Genomic DNA, 24,737 nt, shown 5'->3' on the forward strand with positions numbered 1-24,737 from the left:
ATAGTTCATAACCGCATTATGCACCGCTTGCATCGTCGGTGCAGTCCGGCAGACTGGAGTCACTTAGAACGCAAGACCGAGGCCTATCATGACCACACAGACTGCCCCCCGGGCCCTCGTCACTGCCCTGCTCTTCGCGGGGTCTCTCCTTGTCGGCGGGACCGCCAGCGCCCAGAGCGGCAACGCCGACTCCGCCCTGGAGCCCCAGGCCGAACGCCCCCAGGCGGAGGTCCGGGCCCGGCACGAGGACTGGATCGTGCGCTGCCAGCCGGCGCCGGAAGATGCCTTCGGGGCGGACGAATTCTGCGAGATGTATCAGCAGGTGAGCGAGCAGGAAAACGATCAGACCGTGCTCGAGGCGGTCGTCGGCTTTCCGCCGGATGCCGACCGCCCGGTGGCACTCTTCAACCTGCCGCTCGGTATGCTCCTGCCTCCGGGGGTCCAGCTGCGCGTCGATGACGGCGAGACCGAGCGCTTCCCGGTGCAGATCTGCCTGCAGGCGGGCTGCCGCTCGAGCATCGAACTCACCGAGGATCTGCTCAGCCGGATGAAGGCCGGACAGCGCGCGACCCTGACCATTGCCGACCCGCAGAATCGGCAGGTCGATATCCCGCTGTCACTGCTCGGCTTCACCGCCGCCCTTGACGAGGTCAGCGCCAGCGGCCGGTAGGCCCGCGCTCGACATCCAGCGACCAGGAGGTCAAAAAAGCCATGGAACTGATCATTAACCCCGGCGATGGCGTCCACCTTTCAGATGCCCTGCGCGAGCATGTCCAGCACAAGCTCGAGCCCGTGCAGCGCAAGTATGGTGAGCGGCTGACCCGTATCGAGGTCCACTTCAAGGACGAGAACGGCGCCAAGGGCGGCCGCGATGTCCACTGCACCCTCGAGGCCCACCCCGAGGGTCGCCAGCCACTGGTGGCCGAGGCGGTGGCCGAGGATGCCTACACCGCCGCCCACCAGGCGGCCGGCAAGCTCGATCGCAACCTCGCCCATCACTTCGGCAAGGACGATCGCGTCCGGCGACACTGAGTGCTCCGTATCATCGCCGACTGGCTGGGGCTGATCGGCTCGGGCCTGCGCCCCCGTCGTAGCGGCGTGTTGCGCAACGGGCCGCGTCGCTGGGCGGCCAGCCTCGGCCTGGGCCTGCTCCTGCCCTTCGCCCTCGCCTACTACTGGTCCGGGCTGTGGCTCGACGAGCTCCTGTTCCGCGGCTACCGACGACGCCCCGTCAATCGGCCGGTGTTCATCGTGGGCGTCCCCCGCAGCGGCACGACGGCGCTCCACGAGGCGCTTGCCCGGGATCCGCAGTTCACCACGCAACGCACCTGGGAGTGCGTGCTTGCCCCCTCGATCAGCCATCGTTATCTCTGGCGGGGCCTGGCCCGGCTCGACCGGCTGGTCGGCCGACCCCTGCAGCGGCTGGGCGGCTGGATCAACCGTCGCTGGCTGGCGCCACTCACCGACGCCCATCCGCTCTCGGCCCACGCGCCCGAGGAAGACTATCTCAGCCTCCTGCCGCAGCTCTCGGCGTTTATCCTCGTGGTGGCGTTTCCCGACAGCCAGCGACTCTGGCGGCTCGGCCGGGGGGATGCCGCCCTGACACCGGCGGAACAGGATCGGCTCATGACCCGTTACCGGCGGAGCATCCAGCGCCATCTCCACTTCCACGCCACCGATCGGACCTACCTGGCCAAGAACGCCAGTCATGCAACGCTGGTGGCAACGCTGCAGCGCGCCTTCCCCGACGCGCGCTTCATTGCCTGTCTGCGCGATCCCGCCGAGGCGGTCTCCTCCCAGCTCTCGAGCCTGACGCCAGGGCTTGAGGCGCTCCACGGCCGGATCGATCGGGACGTACTCAGCGAGCGGATGCTCCGCCAGCTGCATTTCGGCTACACCAACCTTTTGTCCGTGCTGCCGGGGCTCGAAGCCGGTCGTGCGGTTTTCGTTCCCCTCCCGGCACAGCGCCATGGCCTCGCCGACACGATCCGCGCGGTCTACTCGACCCTTTCGCTGCCCCTCGAGGACGGATTCGCGCAGCAGCTCGCCGAACTCGATCGCCGGGCCCGCGAGCACCGGTCGGGACACCGTCATTCCCTCGGCGATTATCGCCTCGACGCCGGACAGGTGGGCGAGCGATTCGCCGACATCGACGCCGCATTCGATTTCGCCGGCACCCGGCCCGTCGCCGCCGCGGGGATCCACGCCCTCGAACCGCGACAGCGGGTCGTCGTAGTGTCGGATGCCGCCCCGCGTCGTAACGGCGTCGGGACCTACTACAACGATCTCATCGATCACCTGCAGGACGAGGTGGCGACCCTCCGTCTCATCGCCGCCGGCGACCCCGATCACCCCTTGAGCCACTGGTACGAGGCGGGGCTGCCGGGTGACGCCACCCAGCGCATCGCACTGCCCTCGCCGTTCGAACTGCATCGCGCGATCGCCGAGGCGCAACCGGATGTGCTGATCGTTGCTACACCCGGTCCCTATGGCGTGCTGGCCGGGCTGATGGCAAAGGGCCTGGGAGCGAGGCTGATCTTCGGTCTGCATACCGACTACGAGGCCCTCGCGACCCTTTACTGGGGACGTCTCCTCGGTCCCGTCCAGCGCTGGCTCATGGCCCGTGTCAACGGGCTGCTGTTCCGTCGGGCCGCCGTGGTGGTCAGCAATTCCGCGCACATGCACCAGCTCGCCATGGACAAGGGCGCGCGGCAGATCGAGCGGGTTCATACCCCGATTCCAAGGGATTTCCTCGATACGGAAGTGCCGCCACTGGAGCTTCCCCCGCGGCGGATCCTGTTTGTCGGCCGACTCGCCGCGGAAAAGCGCGTCGAGACCGTGATCGAAGCGGCCGAGGCGGATCCCCGGTGCCACTTCGAGATCGTCGGCGAGGGCCCGGAGCGCGCGGCGGTCACGGCCGCCGCCGAACGGCTCGATAACCTGACCTACCGTGGCTGGCTGGATCGCGGTCAACTGCGGGACGCGCTGGATGCCAGCGATCTCCTGGTCCTGCCCTCGCGCGTCGAGGCGTTCGGCACCGTCGCCCTCGAGGCAATGGTGCGCGGACGGCTCGCCCTGGTCTCGCCGGGCTGCGGGATCGCCGACTGGCCGGAGTTTGCGGACGGGCTACTGGTCATGGACCGCGACGAGACGGTGGCGCAGGCCCTGGCGCGCGTCCGTGGTCAGCCGACTGCACAACTCGCCGAGCGCGGCGCCACCGCGCGGCGCCAGGCGGTTGCCATGACGCGTCGCTGCATCCACGAGTGGCTGGCGCTGATCCGGCCATGAACCGGCCCGACGTCCATCTCAGCATCCACGATGTCATGCCCTCCACGCTCGATGCGGTCACGGCACTCATCGACCGCTGCCGGTCGCATGGCTGGCCGCCGCCGGTCCTGCTGGTCGTGCCGGGGCTGGCGTGGGACCACGACGGAATCGCGCAACTGCAACGCTGGCAGGCCGACGGGCATCCGCTGGCGGGGCATGGCTGGCGGCACGGGATCGACGGCTTCGGCGGCCTGTGGCATCGACTCCACGGTGCCCTGATTTCACGCCGGGTCGCCGAGCACCTCTGCCTCGATGCGGACGGTATCCTGGCGCTGATGCGGCGGTGCCATGCCTGGTTCTACCGCCACGGGCTCACCCCCAACGGCCTTTATGTGCCACCGGCCTGGGCGCTGGGCGCACTCCCGCGTCGACGACTGGGCGAGCAGCCGTTCTCGAGCGTGGAGACGTTAAAGGGAGTTTATTCGATATCTCGGCGGCGCTGGCATTACCGGGCGCTGCTGGGCTACGAGGCAGGCAACACCTGTCAGAAACAGATTCTGACGATGAGCAACGCGATTAATCGACGCCGCCCGCCGGGGGCGGGACTGCGCATCGGGCTTCATCCGCACGATGCCCAGCTCCCGCTGGCGAACGTCATGGAACGCGATCTGGCGCGGTTCAGCCCGCGTCCGCCAGGAGGCGATTGACCTCGTCCCAGTTCACCACGTCCCAGAACGCCTCGACATAGTCCGGCCGACGGTTCTGGTAGCGCAGATAGTAGGCGTGCTCCCACACATCAAGGCCCAGCACCGGCTTGCCACGGTCTTCGGCGACATCCATGAGCGGGTTGTCCTGGTTGGGCGTTGACGTCACTTTCAGCCCCTCGGGGGTGTGGATCAACCAGGCCCAGCCGGAGCCGAAACGCCCCAGCGCGGCGTTCGTGAACGTCTCGCGGAAGCTGTCGAACGAGCCGAAAGCCGAATCGATCGCGTCAGCCACTGCGCCGGTGGGTGCACCGCCACCGTTGGGCGAGAGCATCTTCCAGAACATCGCGTGGTTGTAGTGACCACCACCGTTGTTGCGCACGGCTGTCGGCAGCGCCGAGACACCGCTGAGGAGATCTGCCAGCGGCTTGTCGGCGTGGTCCGTTCCGTCCACCGCGGCGTTGAGCTTGGTCACGTAGGTGTTGTGATGCTTGGTGTGATGAATTTCCATGGTGCGGGCATCAATGGAGCGATCCAGCGCATCATAGTCGTAGGGTAAATCCGGCAGCGTAAAGGCCATGGGGATCTCCTTTTCTGGTTTTCCGTAATGGGGCATATCCACCCCGAATTCGAAATCGTACCTCCGAAGTCCACTTCTGGCCAGCGGCGGGCTGGCCAAATCCCGTCCATATCGGCAATACTCCGGGGTTTATGGATCGACGGAGTCACCAATGGCCGGTTACAGAACCCTCATCTTTCCGGTGGCAACACTCTTCCTCGCCGGTTGCTCGGGCATGGGATCGCTGACATCCACCGATCAGGCGGATGGCGAGGCGGATCGCCCACCTGTCGAGGTCGAGTTGGCAACGGAACCCCCGGAATTCAACGCACGCAGCACCGGACAGCACCGCGGTATCGCGATGGCTGAGTGTAATACGGGGATTGGACTCGCCGATGCGCGCCAGGAAGCGCGAGACGTGCTCAAGCGGCGAGCCGCGAGTAATGGGGCCGATTATGTCCGGGTCCAGGGCTCCGGGGACCTCGAGGATCGCGGTTTCTGCCGCGATGGTTACTATCGGGTTATCGGCGACGGGTTTGCCAGGCTCTCCGAGCCCGCTCGGGCTGCAACACCCGACACCACGGACTCCCTGTCGAGTCGCCTCGAGGAGCTGGAGGGACTGCGTGATCGCGGTCTACTCAATCAGAACGAGTACGAACAGCTCCGCGAGCGGGTGCTCGACGAGGCCTACTGAGGGTTCACGCCATGAGTGACAGTCTCCGCGATCAGCTACTCAAGCAGGGGCTGGTCGACGAACAGTCGGTCAAGAAGACCCGCAGCAACAAACGCAAGAAGCGCCGCCGCGGCGAGACCGATGCCGAGCAGGCGGCCGCGAGCGAGGCCGCGGCCCAGCGCGAGGCCGACCGGCGGGCGCGTGATCGCACGCTCAACGCGCGCCAGCAGGAGGAGCGCAAGCGCCAGGAAGAGGAACAGGCGGCCCGACAAATGGTGATCGATCGCGAGGTCGCCCACGACGGCGATGAACGCTTCCAGTTCAGCCATAACGGTCGCATCCGCCCCATCCGCGTCAGCGCCGCGCAACGCGGCGATCTCGCCGCCGGCCGCCTCGCCATCGCGCGAACCCGGGGGCGCTACCGGCTGGTTCCCGGGAATATCGTCGAGTTCGTCCAGGCGCGGGCACCGTTCCTGATCGCCTGGACCGCGGCGGACAGCGGCGGTGGCGACGACCAGGACGATGCCTACGCCGACTATCCGGTGCCCGACGACCTCATGTGGTGAACCCGTAGGCCCAGAGCAGGAAGGCGTAGCGATAGGCCACTTCCTCGAGGAACTGGAACCGCCCGCCGGGGCCACCATGGCCGGCACTCATGTTGGTATGCAGCAGGACGGTGCCCGTCGGCTCACCCTCGCTGCGCAGCCGTGCCACCCATTTCGCGGGCTCCCAGTAGGTCACCCGCGGATCGGACACGCCGGCCGTCACCAGCAGATGCGGATACTCCCGTGGGGCGACGTTATCGTACGGCGAATAGTCGGCGATATCGGCGTAGGCCTGCGCATCCTCGATGGGATTGCCCCACTCCGGCCACTCCGGTGGCGTCAGTGGCAGATCGGGGTCGAGCATGGTATTGAGCACGTCGACGAAGGGCACATCGGCGATCGCCGCACGGAACAACGCCGGTTCCCGGTTGAGCACCGCGCCGACCAGCATGCCGCCGGCACTGCCGCCATGGGCGGCGATCCGCCCCGTGCCGGTGTAGCCCGCCGCGATCAACGCCCGGGCACAGGCGATGTAGTCACTAAAGGTGTTCGCCTTGGCCGACAGCCGGCCCTGGCGATACCAGCGATAACCACGCTCCTTGCCGCCGCGAACATGGGCGATGGCATAAACGAAGCCACGATCGACCAGTGACAGGCGGTTGGGACTGAAGCCCGGCAAATCGCTGATGCCATAGGCACCGTACCCGTAGAGCAGTAAGGGCGTCTGCGCGTCGGGGACGAGATCCCGACGGTGGAACAGCGAGATCGGGACCGATTCGCCATCCGGTGCTGTCGCCATCAACCGCCGCGATACGTACTGCTCCGGGTCGTGGCCGGAGGGGATCGCCTGGGTCTTGCGCAGCGTCCGCTCGCCGGTGCGCATGTCGTAGTCGAATACCTGCGCGGGCTGGGCGAACCCGCTGATGACGAACCGCAGCTGATCGGTCCGATACTCCAGCCCGCCAACCAGGCTCACCTCGACGCAGGGGTCGGGCTGGTCAATGGTGTACTCCTCGCCCGTCGTCAGCGAACGAATGACCAGTCGCGACTCGGCATCCTCCAGTTCCTGGCGGACCAGCCAGTCGGCATAGACCTGCATCCCCTCGATCAGGCGCCCGGGTTGATGGACCACCAAAGGCGTCCAGTCACCGCGATCCGTGGCGCCGATCGGCGCGCGCACGATCGTGAAATCCTCCGCGTCATCGGCGTTGGTATGAATCAGCCAGTCGTCGCCATGATCACTGGCCGAATACTCGATCCCGCGCTCACGGGGCGCGATCAGCCGCGGCTCGGCCGCCGGCTCGTCCGCCGGCAGCCAGCGCACCTCCGAGGTCGTGTGGTCGTGACTGTCGATAACCAGATAACGCCCGCTTTCGGTGCGCTCCACCCCGAGGAAGAACCCCGCGTCCGCCTCGGTGTAGACGCAGACATCGGCCGCCGCCGGTGTACCCAGTTCGTGGCGGTAGACCCAGCGCGGCCGATGCTCGTCGTCGATCACGGTATAGAGGAAGGTTTTGCCGTCATTCGCCCAGGCGATATCCCCGCGGGCGGGCCGGATTGTTTCGGCCAGGTTCTCGCCCGACTCGAGCTCGCGAATACGCAGGCTGAACGACTCGGCCCCGGCCCGATCCTCGGCCCAGGCCAGGTAGCGGTGATCGGGACTGTGCGAGGCCGCGCCGAGCTGGAAGTATTCCGTTCCCTCGGCCTCGGCGTCGCCATCGAGCAGGATCTGCTCGTCGCCGCCATCGCGTGGGCGCCGGCAGAGCAGGACATGCTGTCCGCCCTCCCGATAGCGGGAGTAGTACGCCCAGGGCCCGTCCGGCGACGGTACGCTGCTATCGTCCTCGCGAATCCGTCCGCGCAGCTCCGCTACCAGTGATGCGCGCAACGATTCGAGGGGCGCCATCACCGAGTCGGCGTAGGCGTTCTCCGCCTCCAGGTAATCGCGAATGGCCGGGTCCAGCCGGTCCGGCTCCACCATGGCCTCGCGCCAGTTCTCGTCGCGCAGCCAGGCGTAGGGATCCGTGCGGGTGATCCCGTGCCGGACATCGGTCACCGGCTGGCGCGACGCCAGCGGCGGGTGGGATGTTGGCGTGGTGGCCATCAGGTTTTCTCCTCTTTCAGGGCGAGCAGCGAATGCGCGGCCACGGTCATCAGAATCAGTCCGCCACCCACGGCGGTAAGCCGTGGTACCGCCTCGCCCAGCGCCCACCATACCCAGATCGGCGCGAGCACGGTCTCGAGGAGCAGTGCCAGGCTGACCTCGGGCGATGGGAGGTAACGGGTCGCAACGGCCAGCATGACGGTTGCCAGGGGCATCTGCGCAACCCCCATCACGCCAATCACGGCATAGCTCTGGGCACTCAGCGACAGCGGGTTGGCGAACGCAACGGCGGTCAGCGCCGCCAGTATGCCGGAGAGGCAGATGAGCGGCAGACGCGGGACGGCCGGGAACCGCCGGAGGAGGGTCAGATGGCCACCCACCGTTACCGCCAGCGTCATCGCGAACAGATCGCCCAGACCCGTGCCCCCGCGCATGCCACCGCCGAACACCACGATCACGCCCGCCATGGCCGTCACAATCGCGACCCAGGTCCGCGGCGGGACCCGTTCGCGCAGGAAAATCGCCGAAAACAGGGCGGCAAAGAACGGCGAGGCGGCGAGAATCACCACGGTATTCGCCGCCGCCGTGTAGGTAATCGACAGCACGAACAGCGTGGTATTGCCGGACAGCATGATGACGCTGAGCACGATCAGCCAGCGGTCCCGACGACGCGCGGGCATGTGCAACCGCTGCCCCGAAACGAGCATCCAAAGCGCAAGCGTGAGCGCGATCAGCGTCCCCCGCCAGAAGACGATATCCCAGTGCGGCGCGTCGGCGAGCCGCACAAGCAGGGCATCGAAACTGATGAGCAGCACCGCGCCGGCGGCCAATACCAGGCCGCGCGGATGATCGCCACCGGGGAGGAATCGCTCGCCCGAAGTGCGGACAGCCAAGATGGGGACTCCCGAAAATTGCCGACAGAGCCGCAAAGGCTATCGCCCCCACGCATCAATGGCCAGTCGACCCCGGTTTGTTCGGCGCTTGGCGGACCTTTATACTCGTCGCTTTCAGTTAGTTAATGCAGAGGATCCCATGCAGATCGAGAAAAACGCGGTGGTTGCCATCGACTACACCCTGCGCGACACCGAGGGCGAGGTGCTTGACGCCTCCCCCGAGGGCCAGCCCCTGCAGTATCTGCATGGCGCCGGCAACATCATCCCGGGGCTCGAGACCGCCCTCGAGGGCAAGGCCGCCGGTGATGACGTCGAGGTCACCGTCCCGCCGGAAGAGGGTTACGGCGAGCGTGACGACCGCCTCCAGCAGGACGTGCCGAAGAGCATGTTCGAGGGTGTCGATACCGTCGAGGCCGGCATGCGCTTCCAGGCACAGACCCAGTCCGGTACCCAGGTCGTCACCGTCGCCGCCGTGAGTGGCGACAGCGTCACGGTCGATGCCAACCATCCCCTCGCCGGACAGACCCTGAACTTCAAGGTGAAGGTCTCCGAGGTGCGCGAGGCATCGGACGAAGAGCTCGAGCACGGCCACGTCCACGACGGCGAACAGACGGAATAACCCGGGGGGCATCTCGTGATCGAAATCGAGCGGATTTCCCGGGCATTCGGTGGCCTGCAGGCGGTGCGATCGGTTTCCTTCACGGTGGCCGAGGGCAGCGTTACGGGGCTGATCGGCCCCAACGGCGCCGGCAAATCGACGCTTTTCAGCATCATTGCCGGCGCACTGCCGCCGGATAGCGGTGTGATTCGCCTGCGTGGCGAGGACATCACCGGGCTTCCCACCCATCAGCTCTTCCACAAGGGGCTGGTGCGGACCTTCCAGATCCCCCATGAATTCTCGCGCATGACCGTGCGTGAGAACCTCATGGTCGTCCCTGCCCGGCAGCGCGGCGAAAACCTGTTCCAGAGCTGGCTGCGCTGGCCCACGGTCGTGAAAGAGGATCGCGAGATCCTGCGCAGGGCCGACGAGGTCCTCGAATTCCTCGAGATCGATCACGTGCGCGACGAGCTGGCCGGTAACCTGTCCGGCGGGCAGAAAAAGCTGCTCGATCTGGGCCGGACGATGATGACCGATGCCAAGGTCGTGCTGCTCGATGAACCGGGTGCCGGCGTCAACCGGACGCTGCTCGGCAAGCTGACGGACGCCATCGAACGCCTCAACCGCGAGCGCGGCTACACCTTCTGCGTGATCGAGCACGACATGGATCTTATCGCCCGGCTCTGCGACCCGGTAATGGTCATGGCCAACGGCGAGCTGATCGCCCACGGCGACATGGCGACACTGCGCCAGAACCCGCAGGTCCGCGAGGCCTACCTCGGCACCGGGGTGAGTGGTAACCAGGGAGCGACCGCGTCATGAGCCTGCTCACCGCCGAAGGGCTCTACGCCGGTTACGGCGGCGTCGACATCCTGCGCAACACGCATCTCCATGTCGGTGCCGATGAGATCGTCGTCATTATCGGTCCCAACGGGGCGGGCAAATCCACCGCCATGAAGGCGGTGTTCGGTCTCGTCCCGATTCGCGCCGGGCATGTCACCTATCGCGGCGACGACATCACCAACCAGCCCCCCGAGAAGATGGTGGGCCGCGGCATCGCCTATGTCCCGCAGGAGGCCAACGTCTTCCCGTCGCTGAGCGTGGTGGAGAACCTCGAGCTGGGCGCCTACGCGCTGTCCGGCCCGAACGGACCCCGCATGGAGAAGGTGTTCGAGATCTTCCCGCGCCTCAAGGAGCGCCGTCACCAGCAGGCCGGCGTCATGTCCGGCGGCGAGCGGCAAATGGTGGCCATGGGCCGCGCGCTGATGGTCGAACCCCAGCTGCTCATGCTCGACGAACCCACGGCGGGACTGTCACCGCGGCTGATCGACGAGACCTTCGAGCGCATCAAAGGCATCAACCAGCTCGGTATCGGGGTGCTCATGGTCGAGCAGAACGCCCGACAGGCGCTCGCGGCCGCGAACCGGGGCTACGTCCTCGCGACCGGCGAGAATCGTTACGAAGATACCGGACCCGCCCTCCTCGCCAATCCCGAGGTCGCGGAAATGTTCCTGGGTGGTTAACAACGAATGATTGAGTTCATCCAGCTTCTCATGAACGGCATCCTGCTCGGCAGCATTCTGGCACTGGGTGCCGTCGGGGCCACCATGATCTTCGGCGTCCTGCGCTTCGCGCATTTCGCCCATGGCGATTTCATGGCCATCGGGGCCTATTTCGCACTGACGGTGGTGACCGTATTCAACCTGCCGGTCCTCGCCGCCCTGCCGGTGGCCATGGTGCTCACCGCCGGGCTCGCCATCGCCATCGACCAGGTCGTCTACCGCCGCATACGACGGGTCCAGCCGGTTATCCTGCTGATCGCCTCGTTCGCGACGGCACTGGTATTACGCTCGTTCATCCAGATGGTCTGGGGGAGCAGCAACCAGGTCTATCAGACCGGTATCCAGATGCCGATGAATTTCGGTCCGTTCACGTTCAAGCCCGATCACCTCCTGATCTTCGGGGCGGCAGCCGTACTGGTGGTCGCCGTCCACCTGTTCCTTTCCCGCACGAAAATGGGCAAGGCGATGCGGGCAATGAGCGACAACATGGACCTGGCACTGGTGACCGGCATCCCGGCGAACCGCGTCATCATATGGACCTGGGCGATCGGCGGTTCGCTGGCGGCGGCGGCCGGGGTTTTCCTCGGCATGGACACGCGCCTGCACCCGGTCATGGGCTGGACACTGCTGCTGCCCATTTTCGCCGCCACCATCCTGGGCGGCATCGGACGCCCCTACGGCGCCATCCTCGGCGGGCTGGTCATCGGCTGCGCGATGGAGCTCTCCACCCTGGTTATCCCGGGGGCCTACAAACCGGCGGTGGCCTTCGCGATCATGGTGGCAACGCTCGTCTTCCGGCCGCAGGGCATCATCAAGGGGAATGCCTAATGGAAATCGCGGGACTGGCCTCTTACGGCGTCTTCTTCCTGAGCCTCGTGGGCATCTACGCCATCATGGCGCTGGGGCTCAACATGCAATGGGGCATGACCGGGCAGTTCAATATCGGCATTGCCGGGTTCTTCGCGGTAGGCGCCTACACCACCGCCATCCTGACGAGCAGCCCCGCCGACGGCCGGGTGGGCGGTTTCGATCTCCCCTTTTTCGTCGGTCTGATCGGCTCAGTCACCGCCTGCGTGCCCATTGCCTGGGTGGTGGGCCGGATTACCGCAAAGCTGCGGACCGACTACCTGGCCATCGCCACCATCGGTATCGCGGAGATCATCCGGTTATTCTTCGTCAACGAGAGCTGGCTGAGCAACGGCACCCGCGGTATCGCCGGCATCGAGACACCATTCGGGATGGGGAACGAGGGCTATCTGCTGGTAATTGGCAGCTTCGTGGCCCTGACCTGGGTCCTCCTCGAGATCGCCCGGCGCTCACCCTGGGGACGTGTACTGCGGGCCATCCGCGATAACGAGGCGGCGACCGAGGCCGCGGGCAAGGATGTCGCCCGGTTCCGCCTGCAGGCCTTCGTCGTCGGCTGCTGCATCATGGCGCTGGGTGGCGGGTTGTACGCCCATTTCGTCAACTTCGTCAGCCCCGAGGCCTTTCGCCCGCTCTACGGCACATTCCTGGTGTGGGTCATGCTGATCGCCGGTGGCAGCGGCAACAATCTGGGTGCCATGCTTGGCGCCCTGGTGGTGTGGCTGATCTGGTCGTCGACGGAAATGCTCGCCGGCCTGGTGCCCACGGCGCTGATCGGCAGCGAGAGTGCCTTCCGCGTTTTCCTCATCGGGGTCCTGCTGCTAATCATCCTGGTGAGTCGGCCGCAGGGGTTGCTGCCGGAGAAGCAGCCGCCAATGCCGGGGGAGCGATCGAAGTAAGGTTTGCGTAGGAAGGGATGTGTCGATGCTCAGGCGCTCATGAGATCGTCTTCGCCGATCAAAATCGCGCCTGAGCACCGACACATCCCTGCAACGCCTTACATTGATCCGGTGGTGAGTCGGGGAGAGGAGCCTGGATGCGGGTGTCATCGATCGAGCGGAAGATGGCCGAATCGAGTTTCGATATGACGCCGTACACGTCGACTTCGTGCTCGAGGCCGCAGGCTGACCCACTGGCCTCCTCTCCACCTTGAAGGGCAGGCTACTCCTCTAGGGCCTGCTTGCGCTTGCGAAACTCCTCTTCGTCGATTTCACCGCGCGCGAAGCGCTCCTCGAGAATGGCTCTGGCCGAGGAGCCGCCGCGCCGCGGCGAGCCACCCATGTTGCAGCCGGCACCACCAAACAAGCGTACCGCAAGGAAAACCACGCCCACGACGATACCGAGAAACAGCAGCATCATAATCGGGCCCATGAACCAGGGCATACCGCCCATCATCCCGTGACTCCCCCAGGATCCACTCGGGCCCGATTGCGCAAACGCCGTCGACGTGGTGACGAGTCCAGCCATCGCTATCGACAGGGCTGCGATGGATTTAATCTTCATACGTGATTTCCTCCGGTTGATTCGGGATTGTGCGTTTAATCAATGCCATGACAGGAGGTTCTGGAGGGTCACCAAAGGCTCATGAGATCGTCTTCGCCGATCAAAATCGCCTTTGGTGCCCCTCCAGACCCTTGCAGTTTGCATAAGGAACGCCGCCGTTCCGCGGAGCGCCTCTGACCTACAGAATCGACCCTGCACGACCGCCAGGCAACCACGGATCAACAACGCAAGGATCTGGTGGGTAATCGGAGGCGATTTTGATCGACGAAGGCGATCGTATGAGCCTCCGGTTGCCCACCAGATCCTTGCCCCCATCTCATGAGCCTCCGGTTACCCACCAGATCCTTCCACCTTGCACAAAAAAAAGCGCCCCAGTCCCCTAGAGCGCTTCTCTTAGCACCAGCCTAAAGGCCGGGGTATATCCAGCAGTCGCTAACTACATCGTCGGCTCGAACACCCGAACCGTCACGTACTCGCCGTCCTGGATCTCCCAGTGGGCGAAGGTACCGGCAACGTCGCCGTTTTCGTCGTAGTTCACACTACCCGAGGCGCCTTCATAGTTGACCGCCTCACCGGCGTTGAGCAGGTCCACGGCCTCGGCGAAATCACCGGGACCAACCACTTCACCGTCGGGATCGTTCACCGCCCGCAGGTGGTCACGGATGGCGACCGGGTCGGTGCTGTCCGCGGCGACGGCCGCCAGGGCGATGGTGTAGACCGCGTCATAGGCCGTGTCGATGTAGGGCACGGGCGGCACTTCGCCGTAGGTTGCCTCGTAGGCCTCCTTGAAATGCTGGGCCGCATTCGTGTCGTCACGGGCCTGCGGCACGGTGCCAGCACTGCCGTTGAGATACTGCGCGCCGAGGTTCTCGACGATCTGCGGCGACTTCATGCCATCGGTAAACAGGAACTCGGTGAAGTGTCCGCCCTCCAGCGCCTGGCGCAGGATGGTCTGGCCGTTCTCGGGGTACCCGATCAGCAGCAGCGGCGACTCGTCGTCGGAGACCTGGTTGAGCTCACCGCGATACGAGGAGAGTCCCGGCTCGTAGCCCGAACGGCCCACCACTTCGCCACCGGCCGCCTCGAACGACTCGGTAAAGGCATCGGCAAGGCCTTCGCCGTAATCGTTGTTGATATACAGGATGCCGACGCTCTCCATGCCCTTGTCCGCCGCCACTTCGGCGAGCGCGGTCCCCTGGAACGCATCCGAGGGCGTCGTGCGGAAGAGGAAGTCGTTATCGTCGAGATCGGTCATCACCGGCGAGGTGGAGGCGCCGGAGATCTGCGGGATGCCCTCGCTTGCGGAAACGCTGCTCGCCACCGGGATGGTCACACCACTGGAGAGCGCGCCGACGATCGCCGAGACACCCTGCACCGAGACCAGTCGCTGCGCGGCGTCGACACCGGACTGCGGCTCGGTCTGCGTATCGGCGATTTCGATCGCCATGGACTCGCCCAGCACACCACCGGCCTCGTTGATCTCGCTCGCCGCGAGGTTGATGCCGTTACGGGAACTCTCGCCGTAGGCCTGCAGATCACCGGTGAGCGGGAGTAGCGCACCCACTTTCAGTTCGGCCTGCGCGCCACCGGCGGCGACCGCGAGGGAGAGGGCGCCGAGCGCTCCTGCTAGCTTGCCATTGATTCTCATGTCCAACACTCCGCTGGATGGTTGCAAATAGGTTCACACCCGAGAATACGCAGCCAGACGTCCGGAGGCAAAGGCCGGCGGGATCAGGCGGTCTGACCGACACCGGCATCGACACGCGCTGTCTCCAGTGCCTCCTCGGCGGCCATCCATTCGGCCTCGGCATCGGCCTTTTCCTGCTGCAGCTGGCGCTGTTCCGCGAGCAGCTCATTGAGCGTCGCACTGGCATCGTCGGCGTAGAGGGCCGGATCCGCCAGTTGGTTCTCCAGCTCGGTCAGTCGCGTATCCACCCGCTCGACCACGGTCTCGGCCTGGCGCACGCGCTTTTCAAGGGGGCGCAGCAGCGCCTTGGTCTGCGCCGCCGTCTTCGGCGCCGGTGTTGACGCCCGTTTTCGAGACGGTTCCGGGGCAGGCGCCGGCGCGGCCGCAGCCGGCTCCGGCTCCGGCTCCGGCTCCGGCTCGGCGGCCATTCCGGTCCCGGTCTCGGCGGCGTTACGGGCGGCGCGCCGATTCTCGCGGTCGTCGCGGGCCAGCCAGCGGCGGTAATCGCTGAGATCGCCCTTGAACTCGGTCACGCTGCCGCCGGCGACCAACCAGTAATCGGCAACGGTGCTCTCGAGCAGATAGCGATCATGGGAGACTACCACCACGGCCCCCTCGAACGCCTGTAACGCGAGGTTGAGGGCATGGCGCATCTCCAGGTCGAGATGGTTGGTGGGCTCGTCGAGCAGCAGCAGGTTGGGCGCCTGCCAGACCAGGATCGCCAGCACCAGCCGTGCCTTCTCGCCGCCGGAGAACGGCGCGACCGGGTCCAGCGCCTGATTGCCGCGGAAGTCGAACCCGCCCAGGAAGGTCCGTAGTTTCTGCAGATCGGCATTGGGCGAGATGCGCTGGAGGTGGAGCACTGGACTGGCCTCGGCATCGAGTTGCTCGAGCTGATGCTGGGCGAAATAGCCCACCCGCAGGTTACGGGCCCGCTGGATACGACCGGTCAGCGGTTCGAGGTCGCCGGCCAGGGCGCGGATGAGCGTCGACTTGCCGGCGCCGTTACGTCCCAGCAGCCCGATTCGGTCGCCGGGGGCCAGTGTCTGGCGCAGGCCACTGAGGATCGGCTGGTCGGCATAACCGAGGCTCATGTCCTCGAACCCGATCAGGGGGTTACCGGCATCCGGGGCGGCCGGAAACTGGAAATGGAACGGCGAGTCGACATGGGCGGGCGCCACCGTTTCCATGCGCTCCAGCGCCTTGATCCGGCTCTGCGCGGCGCGGGCCTTGGTGGCCTTGGCCCGGAAGCGGTTGATGAACTGCTCCATGTGCGAGATCTCGCGCTGCTGACGCTCGTAGAGCGCCTGCTGCTGCGCCAGTCGCTCCGCGCGCTGGCGCTCGAAGGCGCTGTAGCCGCCGTTGTACTGATGCAGGCGGCGATGCTCAATGTGGATCACGCCCTCGGCCACGGCATCGAGGAAATCGCGGTCATGCGCAATGAGGATCAGCGTGCCCTGGTAGCTCTGCAGCCACTGCTCGAGCCAGATCACCGTTTCCAGGTCCAGATGGTTGGTGGGCTCGTCGAGCAGCAACAGATCCGACGGCGCCATCAGCGCCCGCGCGAGGTTGAGCCGTACCCGCCAGCCGCCGGAGAAATCACTCACCGGCCGCTCCTGCACCGACGGCTCGAAGCCCAGGCCATGCAACAGCATGCCGGCGCGGGCCCGGGCGTCGTAACCCTCGGCGGCACCGAAATCGGCATGCGCATAGGCGATCCGCTCACCGTCGCCACTGGCCTCCGCAGCCTCGACTTCCGCCTCCGCGGCACGCAACGCCTCGTCGCCGTCGAGCACATGCTCGATGGCCGGCCGCGGCAGTCCCGGTGTCTCCTGTGCCATCCAGGCAAGGCGCCAGTCATTGGGGATCGAGACATCACCGGCATCCACCGACAGCTCGCCCCGCAACAGCGCAAAGAGTGTCGACTTGCCGGTCCCGTTGGCACCCACAAGGCCCAGCTTGCTGCCGGCATGCACTGTCAGACGGGCCTCTTCCAGCAGCGGATCGGGTCCGAGCCGGAGCGTTACATCACGCAACTGAATCATTCGGGACGCCCTCCGCAGCGCCAGCATTCCGCGAACTGCCCCTCGATGGTCTCGCCACAATCGGGGCACTGCCAGTCGTCACCCACCGGGGCATCCGGCGGGCCGACCACTTCATCGATCAGGCGTCGGGACACGGCCTCGTCTTCGGCCGTTACCCAGACCTCCGGCCACGCCTCCAACGGCGGTATCTCGCCCGCCGCCCCCGTCAGAAAACGGTTGCGGACGAAGCAGTGAATACCGCGCTCGGTGAGGATCGTCTCGATGTGGCCAGCGATCAGCGGGTCGGCGACGGTATAGACGCGCTTCAGGTTGCCCGCTGTCTTTTCCATTGCCAAAGGCTAACATAGGCGAATGGATCGACTGGACCGTATCGCCGATCGAATCGACGCCCTCCTCGACCGGATCGAACCCCTGCTGCCCTCGGGCGCCAGTGGTGTCGACTGGACGCAGACCACCGCCGCACGCTGGATCGAGCAACCCGGCGGTGGCGGACTCGAGCCCGTCGTCCACACCCATCCCATTCGCCTCGACGCGCTTCGGCACATCGACCGTGCCCGCGATGCCGCCGAGCGCAACACCCGGCAGTTCCTGGCCGGACTGCCCGCCAACAACGTGCTGCTGTCGGGCGCCCGCGGTACCGGCAAGTCGTCGCTCATCAAGGCCCTGCTCAACGAGTATGCGGCGGACGGGCTGCGCCTTATCGAGGTGCAACCCCGCGACCTGGTCGCCCTGCCGCGGATCATCGCCGCCATTCACGGCCGACCCGAGTGGTTCATCCTGTTCTGCGACGATCTGTCATTCGAGGCCGACGACCCCAGCTACAAGGCCCTCAAGGCCGCCCTCGACGGCTCGGTGTCGGCACCGCCGGACAATCTGCTGATCTACGCCACGTCCAACCGGCGCCATCTCCTGCCGGAGTATTTCTCCGAGAACGAACAGGCACGATCGGTGGATGGCGAGATCCATCCCGGCGAGGCGGTCGAGGAGAAGATCTCGCTGTCCGAGCGGTTCGGGCTCTGGCTGTCGTTCCAGCCCTTCGACCAGGACCGCTACCTGGATATCTGCGCGGGCTGGATCGAGGCGTTGCACCCGAAGCCGATTCCGGAGCCGTCGGAGTGGCGGGCCGATGCGCTCCGGTTCGCCCTCGAGCGGGGTTCGCGGAGCGGCCGGGTTGCCTGGCAGTTCGCCCGCGACTGGGTCGGTGCCCGCGGGCTGCCCGGACCGGGCGGCTGACGACTCAGCCCAGGGCTCGGCGGGCGTTGCGGAAAAGCCGCATCCAGGCACCGTCCTCGCCCCACTCGGCGGGGCACCACGAGTGCTGGATACCGCGGAACACCCGCTCCGGGTGCGGCATCATGATCGTTACCCGGCCATCGGCGTTACAGAGGCCCGTGATCCCTTCCGGCGAGCCGTTGGGGTTGGCCGGATAGCGTTCGGCCGGTGCGTCCATCGCGTCGATGTAGCGCATGCCCACCAGCCCCGCGGCCCGGGCCTGCGCGGCGCCTTCCGCGGTCGGGAATACCGCCTGCCCCTCGCCGTGGGCGACCACGATGGGCAGGGACGATCCGGCCATGTCGCCGAGCATGAGCGAGCGCGAGGGCAGGATCTCCACCTGCGAGAGGCGCGCCTCGTACTGGCGCGAGCGATTGCCCCGGAAATCCGGCCACAGCCCGGCCCCCGGGATGATGTCGCGCAGTGCCGAGAGCATCTGGCAGCCGTTGCAAACTCCCAGCGCCAGCGTGTCCGGCCGCGCGAAAAAGCCCTCGAAGGCGTCACGAAGGCGTTCGTTGAACAGGATCGTCCGCGCCCAGCCCTGGCCGGCGCCCAGCACGTCCCCGTAGGAGAAGCCGCCACAGGCGACCAGGGCCTGGCAGTCCGCGAGGCGCGAGGGGTCGGCCATCAGATCGGTGGTATGCAGATCCACCGGTTCGAAGCCGGCGCGCTCGAACGCCGCCGCCATTTCGATGTGGCTGTTGACGCCCTGCTCCCGGAGCACGGCCACCCGCGGCGCGGTGCCGGTGTTGATGAACGGCGCCGCGACATCCTCCGCCGGGTCGAAGCCAAGCGCCGCCCGTAGTCCCGGATCACGACGATCGGCGAGTGCCTCGTGCGCCTCGTCGGCGCAATCCGGGTCGTCCCGCAGCGCCTGCATGTGATGGCTGGTCTCGTGCCAGATCGACTCGAGTTCCGCCAGCGACTCATCGAACACGACCGCACCGTGGTGACGGATCAGTAGATGACCCGCCTCGGTGGGCCGGCCGATGCGATGCAGCCGGGCATCGAGTCCGGCCGCCTCGAAGGCCGCTTCCACCGCCGGGCGATCGGCGTCGGCGACCTGCAGCACGACGCCGGATTCCTCGGCAAACACTGCCGCCATTGGGTCGTCCCCCAGCACCGAGACATCCACCGCGACACCGGTCCGCGCCGCATAGCCCATCTCCGCGAGGGTCACGAGAAGCCCGCCGTCGGAGACGTCGTGCAGCGCCTGCAAACGGCCCTCGGCCAGCAGGTCCTGAACGGTATCGAAGCCGGCGGCAAAGGCGGCCGGATCGTCCAGATCGGGGGCCGTGTCGCCGAGCTGGCCGTAGACCTGGGCCAGTGCCGAGCCACCCAGCCGACGCCCCCCGCCCAGATCGAGCAGGTAGAGGTGACTGGTCGGATCGGCGTCGAGCATCGGGGTGACGGCCCGGCGCGCGTCCGCCACCGGCGCGAAGGCGGAGACCACCAATGTCAGCGGCGAGGTCACCGCCTGCGATTCGCCATTCGCCTCCCAGACGGTCTTCATCGACAGCGAGTCCTTGCCCACCGGGATACTGATCCCCAGTTGCGGGCAGAGCGAACGGCCGACCGCGGCCACGGTGTCGTAGAGCCGGGCATCCTCGCCGGGATGGTTGCAGGCGGCCATCCAGTTCGCCGACAGATTGACCGTGCGCAGCCGGCCGATCGCCGCTCCCATCAGGTTGGTGAGTGACTCCGCGATCGCCATGCGGCCCGAGGCCGGCGCGTCGAGGAGCGCCACCGGGCTGCGCTCGCCCATAGCCATCGCCTCGCCGCGATAGCCCCGGTAGTCCCCCAGCGTCAGTCCATAGTCGGCGACCGGCACCTGCCAGGGCCCCACCATCTGATCGCGGCCGGTCAGTCCGGTGACCGAGCGATCCACGATGGTGACCAGGAATTCCTTGCTCGCCACGGTCGGCAGCCGCAGTACGCGCCGGGCCGCCTCGGCGATGCTCACGCCGGACAGCGCCAGGGGCCGACGCGGTGGCTCGAGTCGCTGCACATCGCGCCGCATCTTGGGCGGCTTGCCCAGCAACAGATCCATGGGGATATCCACGGGATGGCTGTCGAACTCGGCATCGCCGAGGATCAGCTGGCGGTCGTCGGTGGCCTCGCCCACCAGGGCGAAGGGCGCGCGTTCGCGCTCGCAGATGGCCTGGAAGGTGTCCTGGCGGTCGGCATCGAGTGCCAGTACGTAGCGCTCCTGGGCCTCGTTGCACCAGATCTCCAGCGGCGAGAGCCCCGCCTCCGCGCAGGGGATGGTGCGCAGCTCCATACGGCCGCCGCGGTCGGAGTCGTCGAGCAGTTCCGGGAGCGCGTTGGAGAGGCCCCCGGCACCGACATCGTGGATGGCGATGACGGGGTTCTCGTCACCGAGTCGCCAGCAGGCATCGATCACCTCCTGGCAGCGCCGCTCCATCTCCGGATTGCTGCGCTGCACCGACGCGAAATCCAGCGCCTCGGCACTCTGGCCACTCGCCACCGACGACGCCGCGCCACCGCCGAGACCGATCAGCATGGCGGGCCCACCAAGGACCACCAGTGGCGATCCACCGGGGGCGATGCCCTTGTCGACCTGCTCCGGGGCGATGGCACCCATGCCCCCGGCGATCATCACCGGTTTGTGATAGCCGCGGACTTCCTCGCCCTGTGGCCCGGGGACGGCCTGCTCGTAGGTGCGAAAGTAGCCGCACAGTTGCGGGCGGCCGAACTCGTTGCCATAGCGGGCGGCGCCGATGGGCCCGTCGAGCATGATCTCGAGCGCCGAGGCCAGCCGCCCGGGCCGGCCGTGATCCACCTCCCAGGGCTGCTCGGCACCGGGGATGCGCAGGTTCGAGACCGAAAAGCCGGCGAGGCCCGCCTTGGTGCGGGCGCCACGACCGGTGGCCCCCTCGTCGCGGATCTCGCCGCCGACGCCGGTCGCCGCGCCGGCGAAGGGCGAGATGGCCGTGGGATGGTTGTGGGTCTCGACTTTCATGACCAGGTGCGCCGGTTCGAGGCGATGCCGGTAGCACCCGTCCGGCGCCGGATAGTAGCGATCCACCTCGTATCCGGCCACCACGGCGGCGTTGTCGCTGTAGGCCGAGAGCACGCCCTCGGGCCGCATGGCGTGGGTATGCCGGATCATGGCGAACAGCGACTGCGGCTGCGGCTCGCCGTCGATCACCCAGTCGGCGTTGAAGATCTTGTGCCGGCAGTGCTCGGAGTTGGCCTGCGCGAACATCATCAGCTCGACATCGGTGGGGTTCCGCCCGAGCGCCTGGTAGTTCTCCACCAGGTAGCCGCGCTCGTCAGCGGAAAGCGCCAGCCCCAGCTCGGCGTCGGCCGCCGTCAGCGCCGCCTCGCCCGCGCCAAGCACGTCGACGCGCATCAGCGGCCGTGGCGGGTGAGTCGCGAACAGCGCGTCGCCGTCGTCCACCGTCGTGAGTACCGACTCGGTCATCCGGTCATGCAGCGCGGCGTGGAGCGACGGCCGGGCGCGGACATCGAGTACGCCACCCTCGTGATCGGTCCCGGTGTAGGCAATGCCCCGCTCGATGCGCAGGATCGCGGTCAGGCCGCAGTGCTCGGCGATATCCCCGGCCTTGCTGGCCCAGGGCGAGATCGTCCCGAGACGCGGGACGACATAAACCGCCGGATCATCGTCATCGGGATTGGCCGGCACCGCGTCGAGCAACGCGCCGAGGCGCTCCAGCTCGCCGCTGGTCAGGGCGCGTTCCGTATCAATGAAATAGATCGCCCGGGCGGACAGCGCGTGGAGTGCGGGCTCGGCGGCCCGTGCGCGGTCGCACTGACGGGCGTCTTCCACTGGCGCCGGCCCGGAATGACTGGCGAATATGAGCATGGCGTTCAGGGTCTGAGTTGTTCGGAGAGGACGGAGAGGACCTGTCGGGCGGCGCCGGCGGCGGCCGGATTACCATCGGGATCCTGAACGGTGACCCGGGCGCCCTTGCCACGCTCGGCAACGGCCACCTCGTAGGTCTGCAGGGCCTCGTCCGGCCGGTCACGCCAGAAGGCGAGCGAGGACAGCACCCCCTCGCCCTCGGCCGTCTCCACTTCCGAGGCCACCGACCCGTCGTAACGGATCTGGTGCGTTCCGGCGTCGCGGTCCGAATCCAACAGCTCGAACCCGACCCGATCCACCGCCCGGCCGACGACCGCCCAGGCGGCGTTGAACGGCAGGCCGAGGTCGAGGACCGGCTGGCCGTCCACCGACCCCAGTGCCGCCTCGCCCGCCGAACCGGCCCCCTGGTCGGATTGCCCGCCTGCGTCGGTCGAGCCCGATCCGCGCAGGCGGACATCGGCGAGCACATCCGGCGGCTGTCTCAGCCGCTCGGCGGCCTGCTCGGCCTCGTCCGGTTCGCTGCTCAACAGGCCGCACCCGGTCAGCAGCAGGGTACCGAGGGCAATCGCCAGTCGCGTCATAGGGCGTCTGCCAGCTTCAGCGCCTGGCGCACGGTCTCGTGGTACGTCTCGGAGAGCGGCGTCATGGGCAGGCGCATCCCCGGCTCGATCAGCCCCATCTCCTGCAGCGCCCATTTCACCGGGATCGGGTTCGTCTCGAGGAAAAGCGCGTTGTGCAGCGCCGCCAGCCGCGCATCCAGGGCCTCGGCGGTGGACGGATCGCTGTCGAGGACCGCCATGCACATCCGGTGCATCAGATCCGGTGCGACATTGGCCGTCACCGAGACACAGCCCTGGGCGCCGGCATTCATGAGCGCCAGGTTGCGGGCGTCTTCGCCGCAGTACAGGTCGATCCGGTCGCCGCAGCGCCCGATCACCTCTTCGGCCCGCTCGAGACTGCCCGAGGCCTCCTTGATGCCGACGATATTGTCGATGTCGGCCAGGCGATCGACGGTCTCCGGCAGCAGATCGACACCGGTGCGGCCGGGCACGTTGTAGAGGATCTGCGGAATCGGCACCCGATCGGCGACGTGGCGGAAGTGCTGGTAGAGCCCCTCCTGGGTGGGCTTGTTGTAGTAGGGCGTCACCAGCAGCGCAGCCGCGCAGCCCACCTCGAGCGCACGGCGGGCCAGGGCCTCGGCCTCCCAGGTGCTGTTGGCGCCGCAACCGCCCATCACCGTGATCCGTCCGTCGGCGATCTCGACGGTGCGCCGCATCACGTAGTAATGCTCGTCGTGATCGAGCGTCGCCGACTCCCCCGTTGTCCCGACGGCGACAATGGCGTCGGTCCCGTTGCGGATGTGGAACTCCACCAACCGCTCGAGGCCCACCTCGTCCAGAGCCCCGTCGTTGTGCATGGGGGTTGCCATTGCAACCATGCTGCCCTGGAACATTCCCGAGATCCCCTCCGCTGTTTGAATGCGAGGATGTTAGCCCTGCGTACCGGGACTGACAAGCCGCCAGCGCCGGGGTCGTGGTACACTCAGGGGCTTCATTCGCGGGGCTTCAGCGGGCAGCAACGGACAGCGTCATGCAGAAAAACTACCTCGTCGTTTCCGCCCTGGGCGAAGACCGGCCCGGACTGGTGGACGCCGTCTCGCAACTCATTCGCGATACCGGCTGCAGCGTGGGTGACAGCCGAATGAGCGTGCTCGGCGGGGATTTCGCCATGATCTTCATGGTCGAGGGGCGCTGGAACGAGCTGGCCAAGCTCGAATCGTCGCTCCCGGCGGCCGGCCGCCGACTCGGACTCGACGTGCAGGCCCGGCGCACCCGGCCGCGGCCGCCCACGGCGGACGTCCTGCCCTACAGCGTCGAGGTGGTCTGCGTGGACCACAGCGGCATCATCCATCAGCTGGGAAACTTCTTCGCCAGCCGCGACATCAATATCCGTGATCTGACGACGACCAGTTACGCCGCCGCCCATACGAGAACACCGATGTTTCAGCTGCAGATGACGATCGACGTCGCAGCGTCGCTGCACATCGCCCGGCTGCGCGAGGAATTCATGGATTTCTGCGACCAGCTCAACCTGGACGCCATCATCGAACCACTGAGGCACTGAGTGCATGAGCGAGATGACCATCGATCAACCCGTCACCGATTTCGAGCGCACCACCGATACGGGCGAATCCTGGCGCCTGGCCGATCAGCGCGGTCGCTGGATCGTGCTGTATTTCTTCCCCAAGGCGAGCACGCCGGGCTGCACCGTCGAGAGCGAGGCATTCCGCGACCTCGACCCGCGCTTCAACGCCCTCAACGCCCAGGTGGTCGGCATCTCCCGCGACGGGCCGAAGGCGCTCGCCAACTTCCGCGCCAAGTACGACTTCCCGTTCCCGCTGCTGAGTGACCGCGACGAGACGGTCTGCAGCCAGTTCGACGTCATCCGCGACAAGGTCATGTTCGGCAAGCCGGCCCGCGGCATCGAGCGCAGCACCTTCCTGATCGACCCCGAGGGCGTGCTGCGCGAGGCGTGGCGCAAGGTGAGCGTCGACGGCCATGCCGAGGCCGTCCTCCAGACACTGTCACAACGGCAGGGTGGCCAGCGCTGA

The 24,737-nt window shown here is 66.9% G+C and carries 24 protein-coding genes; 14 read left to right on the forward strand and 10 right to left on the reverse strand.

The window, feature by feature from the left end:
* The first annotated feature begins 88 nt into the window (after nt 1–88).
* From EV698_RS06515 to EV698_RS06530, 4 genes are read left to right on the forward strand one after another with little or no spacing between them, the layout of a single operon-like run.
* Nucleotides 89–670, forward strand: coding sequence for an invasion associated locus B family protein (locus EV698_RS06515; protein ID WP_130503291.1), 582 nt, complete (start codon nt 89–91; stop codon nt 668–670).
* 41 nt (nt 671–711) lie between these two features.
* Nucleotides 712–1,032, forward strand: a complete 321-nt coding sequence (hpf, locus tag EV698_RS06520) for a ribosome hibernation-promoting factor, HPF/YfiA family (RefSeq protein WP_130503292.1) — start codon at nt 712–714, stop codon at nt 1,030–1,032.
* Nucleotides 1,033–3,288 carry a sulfotransferase gene (locus EV698_RS06525; protein WP_130503293.1) on the forward strand — a complete coding sequence of 752 codons (2,256 nt, stop codon included), beginning with the start codon at nt 1,033–1,035 and terminating at the stop codon, nt 3,286–3,288.
* Nucleotides 3,285–3,974, forward strand: coding sequence for a DUF2334 domain-containing protein (locus EV698_RS06530; protein ID WP_130503294.1), 690 nt, complete (start codon nt 3,285–3,287; stop codon nt 3,972–3,974). The genes EV698_RS06525 and EV698_RS06530 overlap by 4 nt, the downstream gene beginning before the upstream one ends.
* On the opposite strand, the gene EV698_RS06535 is transcribed toward EV698_RS06530, so the two are convergent.
* Nucleotides 3,946–4,551 carry a superoxide dismutase gene (locus EV698_RS06535; protein WP_130503295.1) on the reverse strand — a complete coding sequence of 202 codons (606 nt, stop codon included), beginning with the start codon at nt 4,549–4,551 and terminating at the stop codon, nt 3,946–3,948. The genes EV698_RS06530 and EV698_RS06535 overlap by 29 nt on opposite strands.
* A 151-nt stretch (nt 4,552–4,702) precedes the next feature.
* Between EV698_RS06535 and EV698_RS06540 the strand changes: the two genes are divergently transcribed.
* Together EV698_RS06540 and EV698_RS06545 are read left to right on the forward strand one after the other, a co-directional pair.
* Complete coding sequence (locus EV698_RS06540; protein WP_130503296.1) at nt 4,703–5,224, forward strand: SHOCT domain-containing protein; 522 nt, start codon at nt 4,703–4,705, stop codon at nt 5,222–5,224.
* Nucleotides 5,225–5,235: 11 nt separating this feature from the next.
* A complete protein-coding gene (locus EV698_RS06545) occupies nt 5,236–5,769 on the forward strand; it encodes a DUF2058 family protein (RefSeq protein ID WP_130503297.1) in 534 nt (177 codons plus the stop codon).
* On the opposite strand, the gene EV698_RS06550 is transcribed toward EV698_RS06545, so the two are convergent.
* On the reverse strand, nt 5,759–7,852 hold the full coding sequence (locus EV698_RS06550; RefSeq protein ID WP_130503298.1) for a S9 family peptidase: 2,094 nt from the start codon (nt 7,850–7,852) through the stop codon (nt 5,759–5,761). The two genes, EV698_RS06545 and EV698_RS06550, sit on opposite strands and share 11 nt — an antisense overlap.
* Nucleotides 7,852–8,745: a DMT family transporter gene (locus EV698_RS06555; protein WP_130503299.1), complete on the reverse strand. Its 894-nt coding sequence runs from the start codon at nt 8,743–8,745 to the stop codon at nt 7,852–7,854. Before EV698_RS06555 ends, EV698_RS06550 begins: the two co-directional genes overlap by 1 nt.
* Before the next feature lie 139 nt (nt 8,746–8,884).
* On the opposite strand from EV698_RS06555, the gene EV698_RS06560 reads away from it, so the two are divergent.
* Genes EV698_RS06560 through EV698_RS06580 form a run of 5 tightly spaced genes read left to right on the forward strand, consistent with a single transcriptional unit; the run spans nt 8,885 to nt 12,668 of the window.
* The gene (locus EV698_RS06560) at nt 8,885–9,364 is read left to right on the forward strand and encodes an FKBP-type peptidyl-prolyl cis-trans isomerase (protein WP_130503300.1); all 480 of its coding nucleotides are present in this window, start codon (nt 8,885–8,887) and stop codon (nt 9,362–9,364) included.
* 15 nt (nt 9,365–9,379) lie between these two features.
* Nucleotides 9,380–10,165, forward strand: a complete 786-nt coding sequence (locus EV698_RS06565) for an ABC transporter ATP-binding protein (protein WP_130503301.1) — start codon at nt 9,380–9,382, stop codon at nt 10,163–10,165.
* Entirely contained in the window at nt 10,162–10,866 is a 705-nt protein-coding gene (locus tag EV698_RS06570; protein WP_130503302.1) for an ABC transporter ATP-binding protein, read from the forward strand. The genes EV698_RS06565 and EV698_RS06570 overlap by 4 nt, the downstream gene beginning before the upstream one ends.
* 6 nt (nt 10,867–10,872) lie before the next feature.
* Complete coding sequence (locus EV698_RS06575; RefSeq protein WP_130503303.1) at nt 10,873–11,733, forward strand: branched-chain amino acid ABC transporter permease; 861 nt, start codon at nt 10,873–10,875, stop codon at nt 11,731–11,733.
* On the forward strand, nt 11,733–12,668 hold the full coding sequence (locus EV698_RS06580; RefSeq protein WP_207220505.1) for a branched-chain amino acid ABC transporter permease: 936 nt from the start codon (nt 11,733–11,735) through the stop codon (nt 12,666–12,668). Before EV698_RS06575 ends, EV698_RS06580 begins: the two co-directional genes overlap by 1 nt.
* A gap of 262 nt (nt 12,669–12,930) precedes the next feature.
* Here EV698_RS06580 and EV698_RS06590 read toward each other — a convergent pair whose 3' ends face one another.
* The 4 genes from EV698_RS06590 to EV698_RS06605 form a co-directional block, all read right to left on the reverse strand.
* On the reverse strand, nt 12,931–13,272 hold the full coding sequence (locus EV698_RS06590; RefSeq protein ID WP_207220506.1) for an SHOCT domain-containing protein: 342 nt from the start codon (nt 13,270–13,272) through the stop codon (nt 12,931–12,933).
* 436 nt (nt 13,273–13,708) lie between these two features.
* Nucleotides 13,709–14,920, reverse strand: a complete 1,212-nt coding sequence (locus EV698_RS06595; protein WP_130503304.1) for an ABC transporter substrate-binding protein — start codon at nt 14,918–14,920, stop codon at nt 13,709–13,711.
* A gap of 83 nt (nt 14,921–15,003) precedes the next feature.
* On the reverse strand, nt 15,004–17,004 hold the full coding sequence (locus tag EV698_RS06600; protein WP_130503305.1) for an ATP-binding cassette domain-containing protein: 2,001 nt from the start codon (nt 17,002–17,004) through the stop codon (nt 15,004–15,006).
* On the reverse strand, nt 17,001–17,333 hold the full coding sequence (locus EV698_RS06605; protein ID WP_130503306.1) for a putative signal transducing protein: 333 nt from the start codon (nt 17,331–17,333) through the stop codon (nt 17,001–17,003). The genes EV698_RS06600 and EV698_RS06605 overlap by 4 nt, the downstream gene beginning before the upstream one ends.
* A 22-nt stretch (nt 17,334–17,355) precedes the next feature.
* Between EV698_RS06605 and EV698_RS06610 the strand changes: the two genes are divergently transcribed.
* Nucleotides 17,356–18,237 (forward strand): ATP-binding protein, encoded by an 882-nt coding sequence (locus tag EV698_RS06610; protein WP_130503307.1) that lies wholly within the window; start codon nt 17,356–17,358, stop codon nt 18,235–18,237.
* Nucleotides 18,238–18,241: 4 nt separating this feature from the next.
* On the opposite strand, the gene purL is transcribed toward EV698_RS06610, so the two are convergent.
* From purL to dapA, 3 genes are read right to left on the reverse strand one after another with little or no spacing between them, the layout of a single operon-like run.
* Entirely contained in the window at nt 18,242–22,126 is a 3,885-nt protein-coding gene (gene purL, locus EV698_RS06615; protein WP_130503308.1) for a phosphoribosylformylglycinamidine synthase, read from the reverse strand.
* Nucleotides 22,127–22,131: 5 nt separating this feature from the next.
* Complete coding sequence (gene bamC, locus EV698_RS06620; RefSeq protein WP_165385737.1) at nt 22,132–22,707, reverse strand: outer membrane protein assembly factor BamC; 576 nt, start codon at nt 22,705–22,707, stop codon at nt 22,132–22,134.
* On the reverse strand, nt 22,704–23,579 hold the full coding sequence (gene dapA / locus EV698_RS06625) for a 4-hydroxy-tetrahydrodipicolinate synthase (RefSeq protein ID WP_130503310.1): 876 nt from the start codon (nt 23,577–23,579) through the stop codon (nt 22,704–22,706). Before dapA ends, bamC begins: the two co-directional genes overlap by 4 nt.
* Nucleotides 23,580–23,716: 137 nt before the next feature.
* Here dapA and EV698_RS06630 point away from each other — a divergent pair, with 137 nt between their 5' ends.
* Complete coding sequence (locus tag EV698_RS06630; protein WP_130503311.1) at nt 23,717–24,250, forward strand: glycine cleavage system transcriptional repressor; 534 nt, start codon at nt 23,717–23,719, stop codon at nt 24,248–24,250.
* Nucleotides 24,251–24,254: 4 nt separating this feature from the next.
* Complete coding sequence (locus EV698_RS06635; protein ID WP_130503312.1) at nt 24,255–24,737, forward strand: peroxiredoxin; 483 nt, start codon at nt 24,255–24,257, stop codon at nt 24,735–24,737.

The sequence above is a fragment of the Spiribacter vilamensis genome (assembly GCF_004217415.1).
GTDB lineage: Bacteria > Pseudomonadota > Gammaproteobacteria > Nitrococcales > Nitrococcaceae > Spiribacter > Spiribacter vilamensis.

Bases quoted from the DNA above. Each gene is read 5' to 3' on its own strand.
- EV698_RS06590 (WP_207220506.1), bottom strand. From the start codon at position 13,272: ATGAAGATTAAATCCATCGCAGCCCTGTCGATAGCGATGGCTGGACTC.
- EV698_RS06530 (WP_130503294.1), top strand. From the start codon at position 3,285: ATGAACCGGCCCGACGTCCATCTCAGCATCCACGATGTCATGCCCTCC.
- EV698_RS06595 (WP_130503304.1), bottom strand. From the start codon at position 14,920: ATGAGAATCAATGGCAAGCTAGCAGGAGCGCTCGGCGCCCTCTCCCTC.
- EV698_RS06610 (WP_130503307.1), top strand. From the start codon at position 17,356: ATGGATCGACTGGACCGTATCGCCGATCGAATCGACGCCCTCCTCGAC.
- dapA (WP_130503310.1), bottom strand. From the start codon at position 23,579: ATGTTCCAGGGCAGCATGGTTGCAATGGCAACCCCCATGCACAACGAC.
- EV698_RS06580 (WP_207220505.1), top strand. From the start codon at position 11,733: ATGGAAATCGCGGGACTGGCCTCTTACGGCGTCTTCTTCCTGAGCCTC.
- EV698_RS06535 (WP_130503295.1), bottom strand. From the start codon at position 4,551: ATGGCCTTTACGCTGCCGGATTTACCCTACGACTATGATGCGCTGGAT.
- EV698_RS06635 (WP_130503312.1), top strand. From the start codon at position 24,255: ATGAGCGAGATGACCATCGATCAACCCGTCACCGATTTCGAGCGCACC.
- bamC (WP_165385737.1), bottom strand. From the start codon at position 22,707: ATGACGCGACTGGCGATTGCCCTCGGTACCCTGCTGCTGACCGGGTGC.
- EV698_RS06575 (WP_130503303.1), top strand. From the start codon at position 10,873: ATGATTGAGTTCATCCAGCTTCTCATGAACGGCATCCTGCTCGGCAGC.
- EV698_RS06570 (WP_130503302.1), top strand. From the start codon at position 10,162: ATGAGCCTGCTCACCGCCGAAGGGCTCTACGCCGGTTACGGCGGCGTC.
- EV698_RS06515 (WP_130503291.1), top strand. From the start codon at position 89: ATGACCACACAGACTGCCCCCCGGGCCCTCGTCACTGCCCTGCTCTTC.
- EV698_RS06560 (WP_130503300.1), top strand. From the start codon at position 8,885: ATGCAGATCGAGAAAAACGCGGTGGTTGCCATCGACTACACCCTGCGC.
- EV698_RS06545 (WP_130503297.1), top strand. From the start codon at position 5,236: ATGAGTGACAGTCTCCGCGATCAGCTACTCAAGCAGGGGCTGGTCGAC.
- EV698_RS06540 (WP_130503296.1), top strand. From the start codon at position 4,703: ATGGCCGGTTACAGAACCCTCATCTTTCCGGTGGCAACACTCTTCCTC.
- purL (WP_130503308.1), bottom strand. From the start codon at position 22,126: ATGCTCATATTCGCCAGTCATTCCGGGCCGGCGCCAGTGGAAGACGCC.
- EV698_RS06600 (WP_130503305.1), bottom strand. From the start codon at position 17,004: ATGATTCAGTTGCGTGATGTAACGCTCCGGCTCGGACCCGATCCGCTG.
- EV698_RS06550 (WP_130503298.1), bottom strand. From the start codon at position 7,852: ATGGCCACCACGCCAACATCCCACCCGCCGCTGGCGTCGCGCCAGCCG.
- hpf (WP_130503292.1), top strand. From the start codon at position 712: ATGGAACTGATCATTAACCCCGGCGATGGCGTCCACCTTTCAGATGCC.
- EV698_RS06605 (WP_130503306.1), bottom strand. From the start codon at position 17,333: ATGGAAAAGACAGCGGGCAACCTGAAGCGCGTCTATACCGTCGCCGAC.
- EV698_RS06630 (WP_130503311.1), top strand. From the start codon at position 23,717: ATGCAGAAAAACTACCTCGTCGTTTCCGCCCTGGGCGAAGACCGGCCC.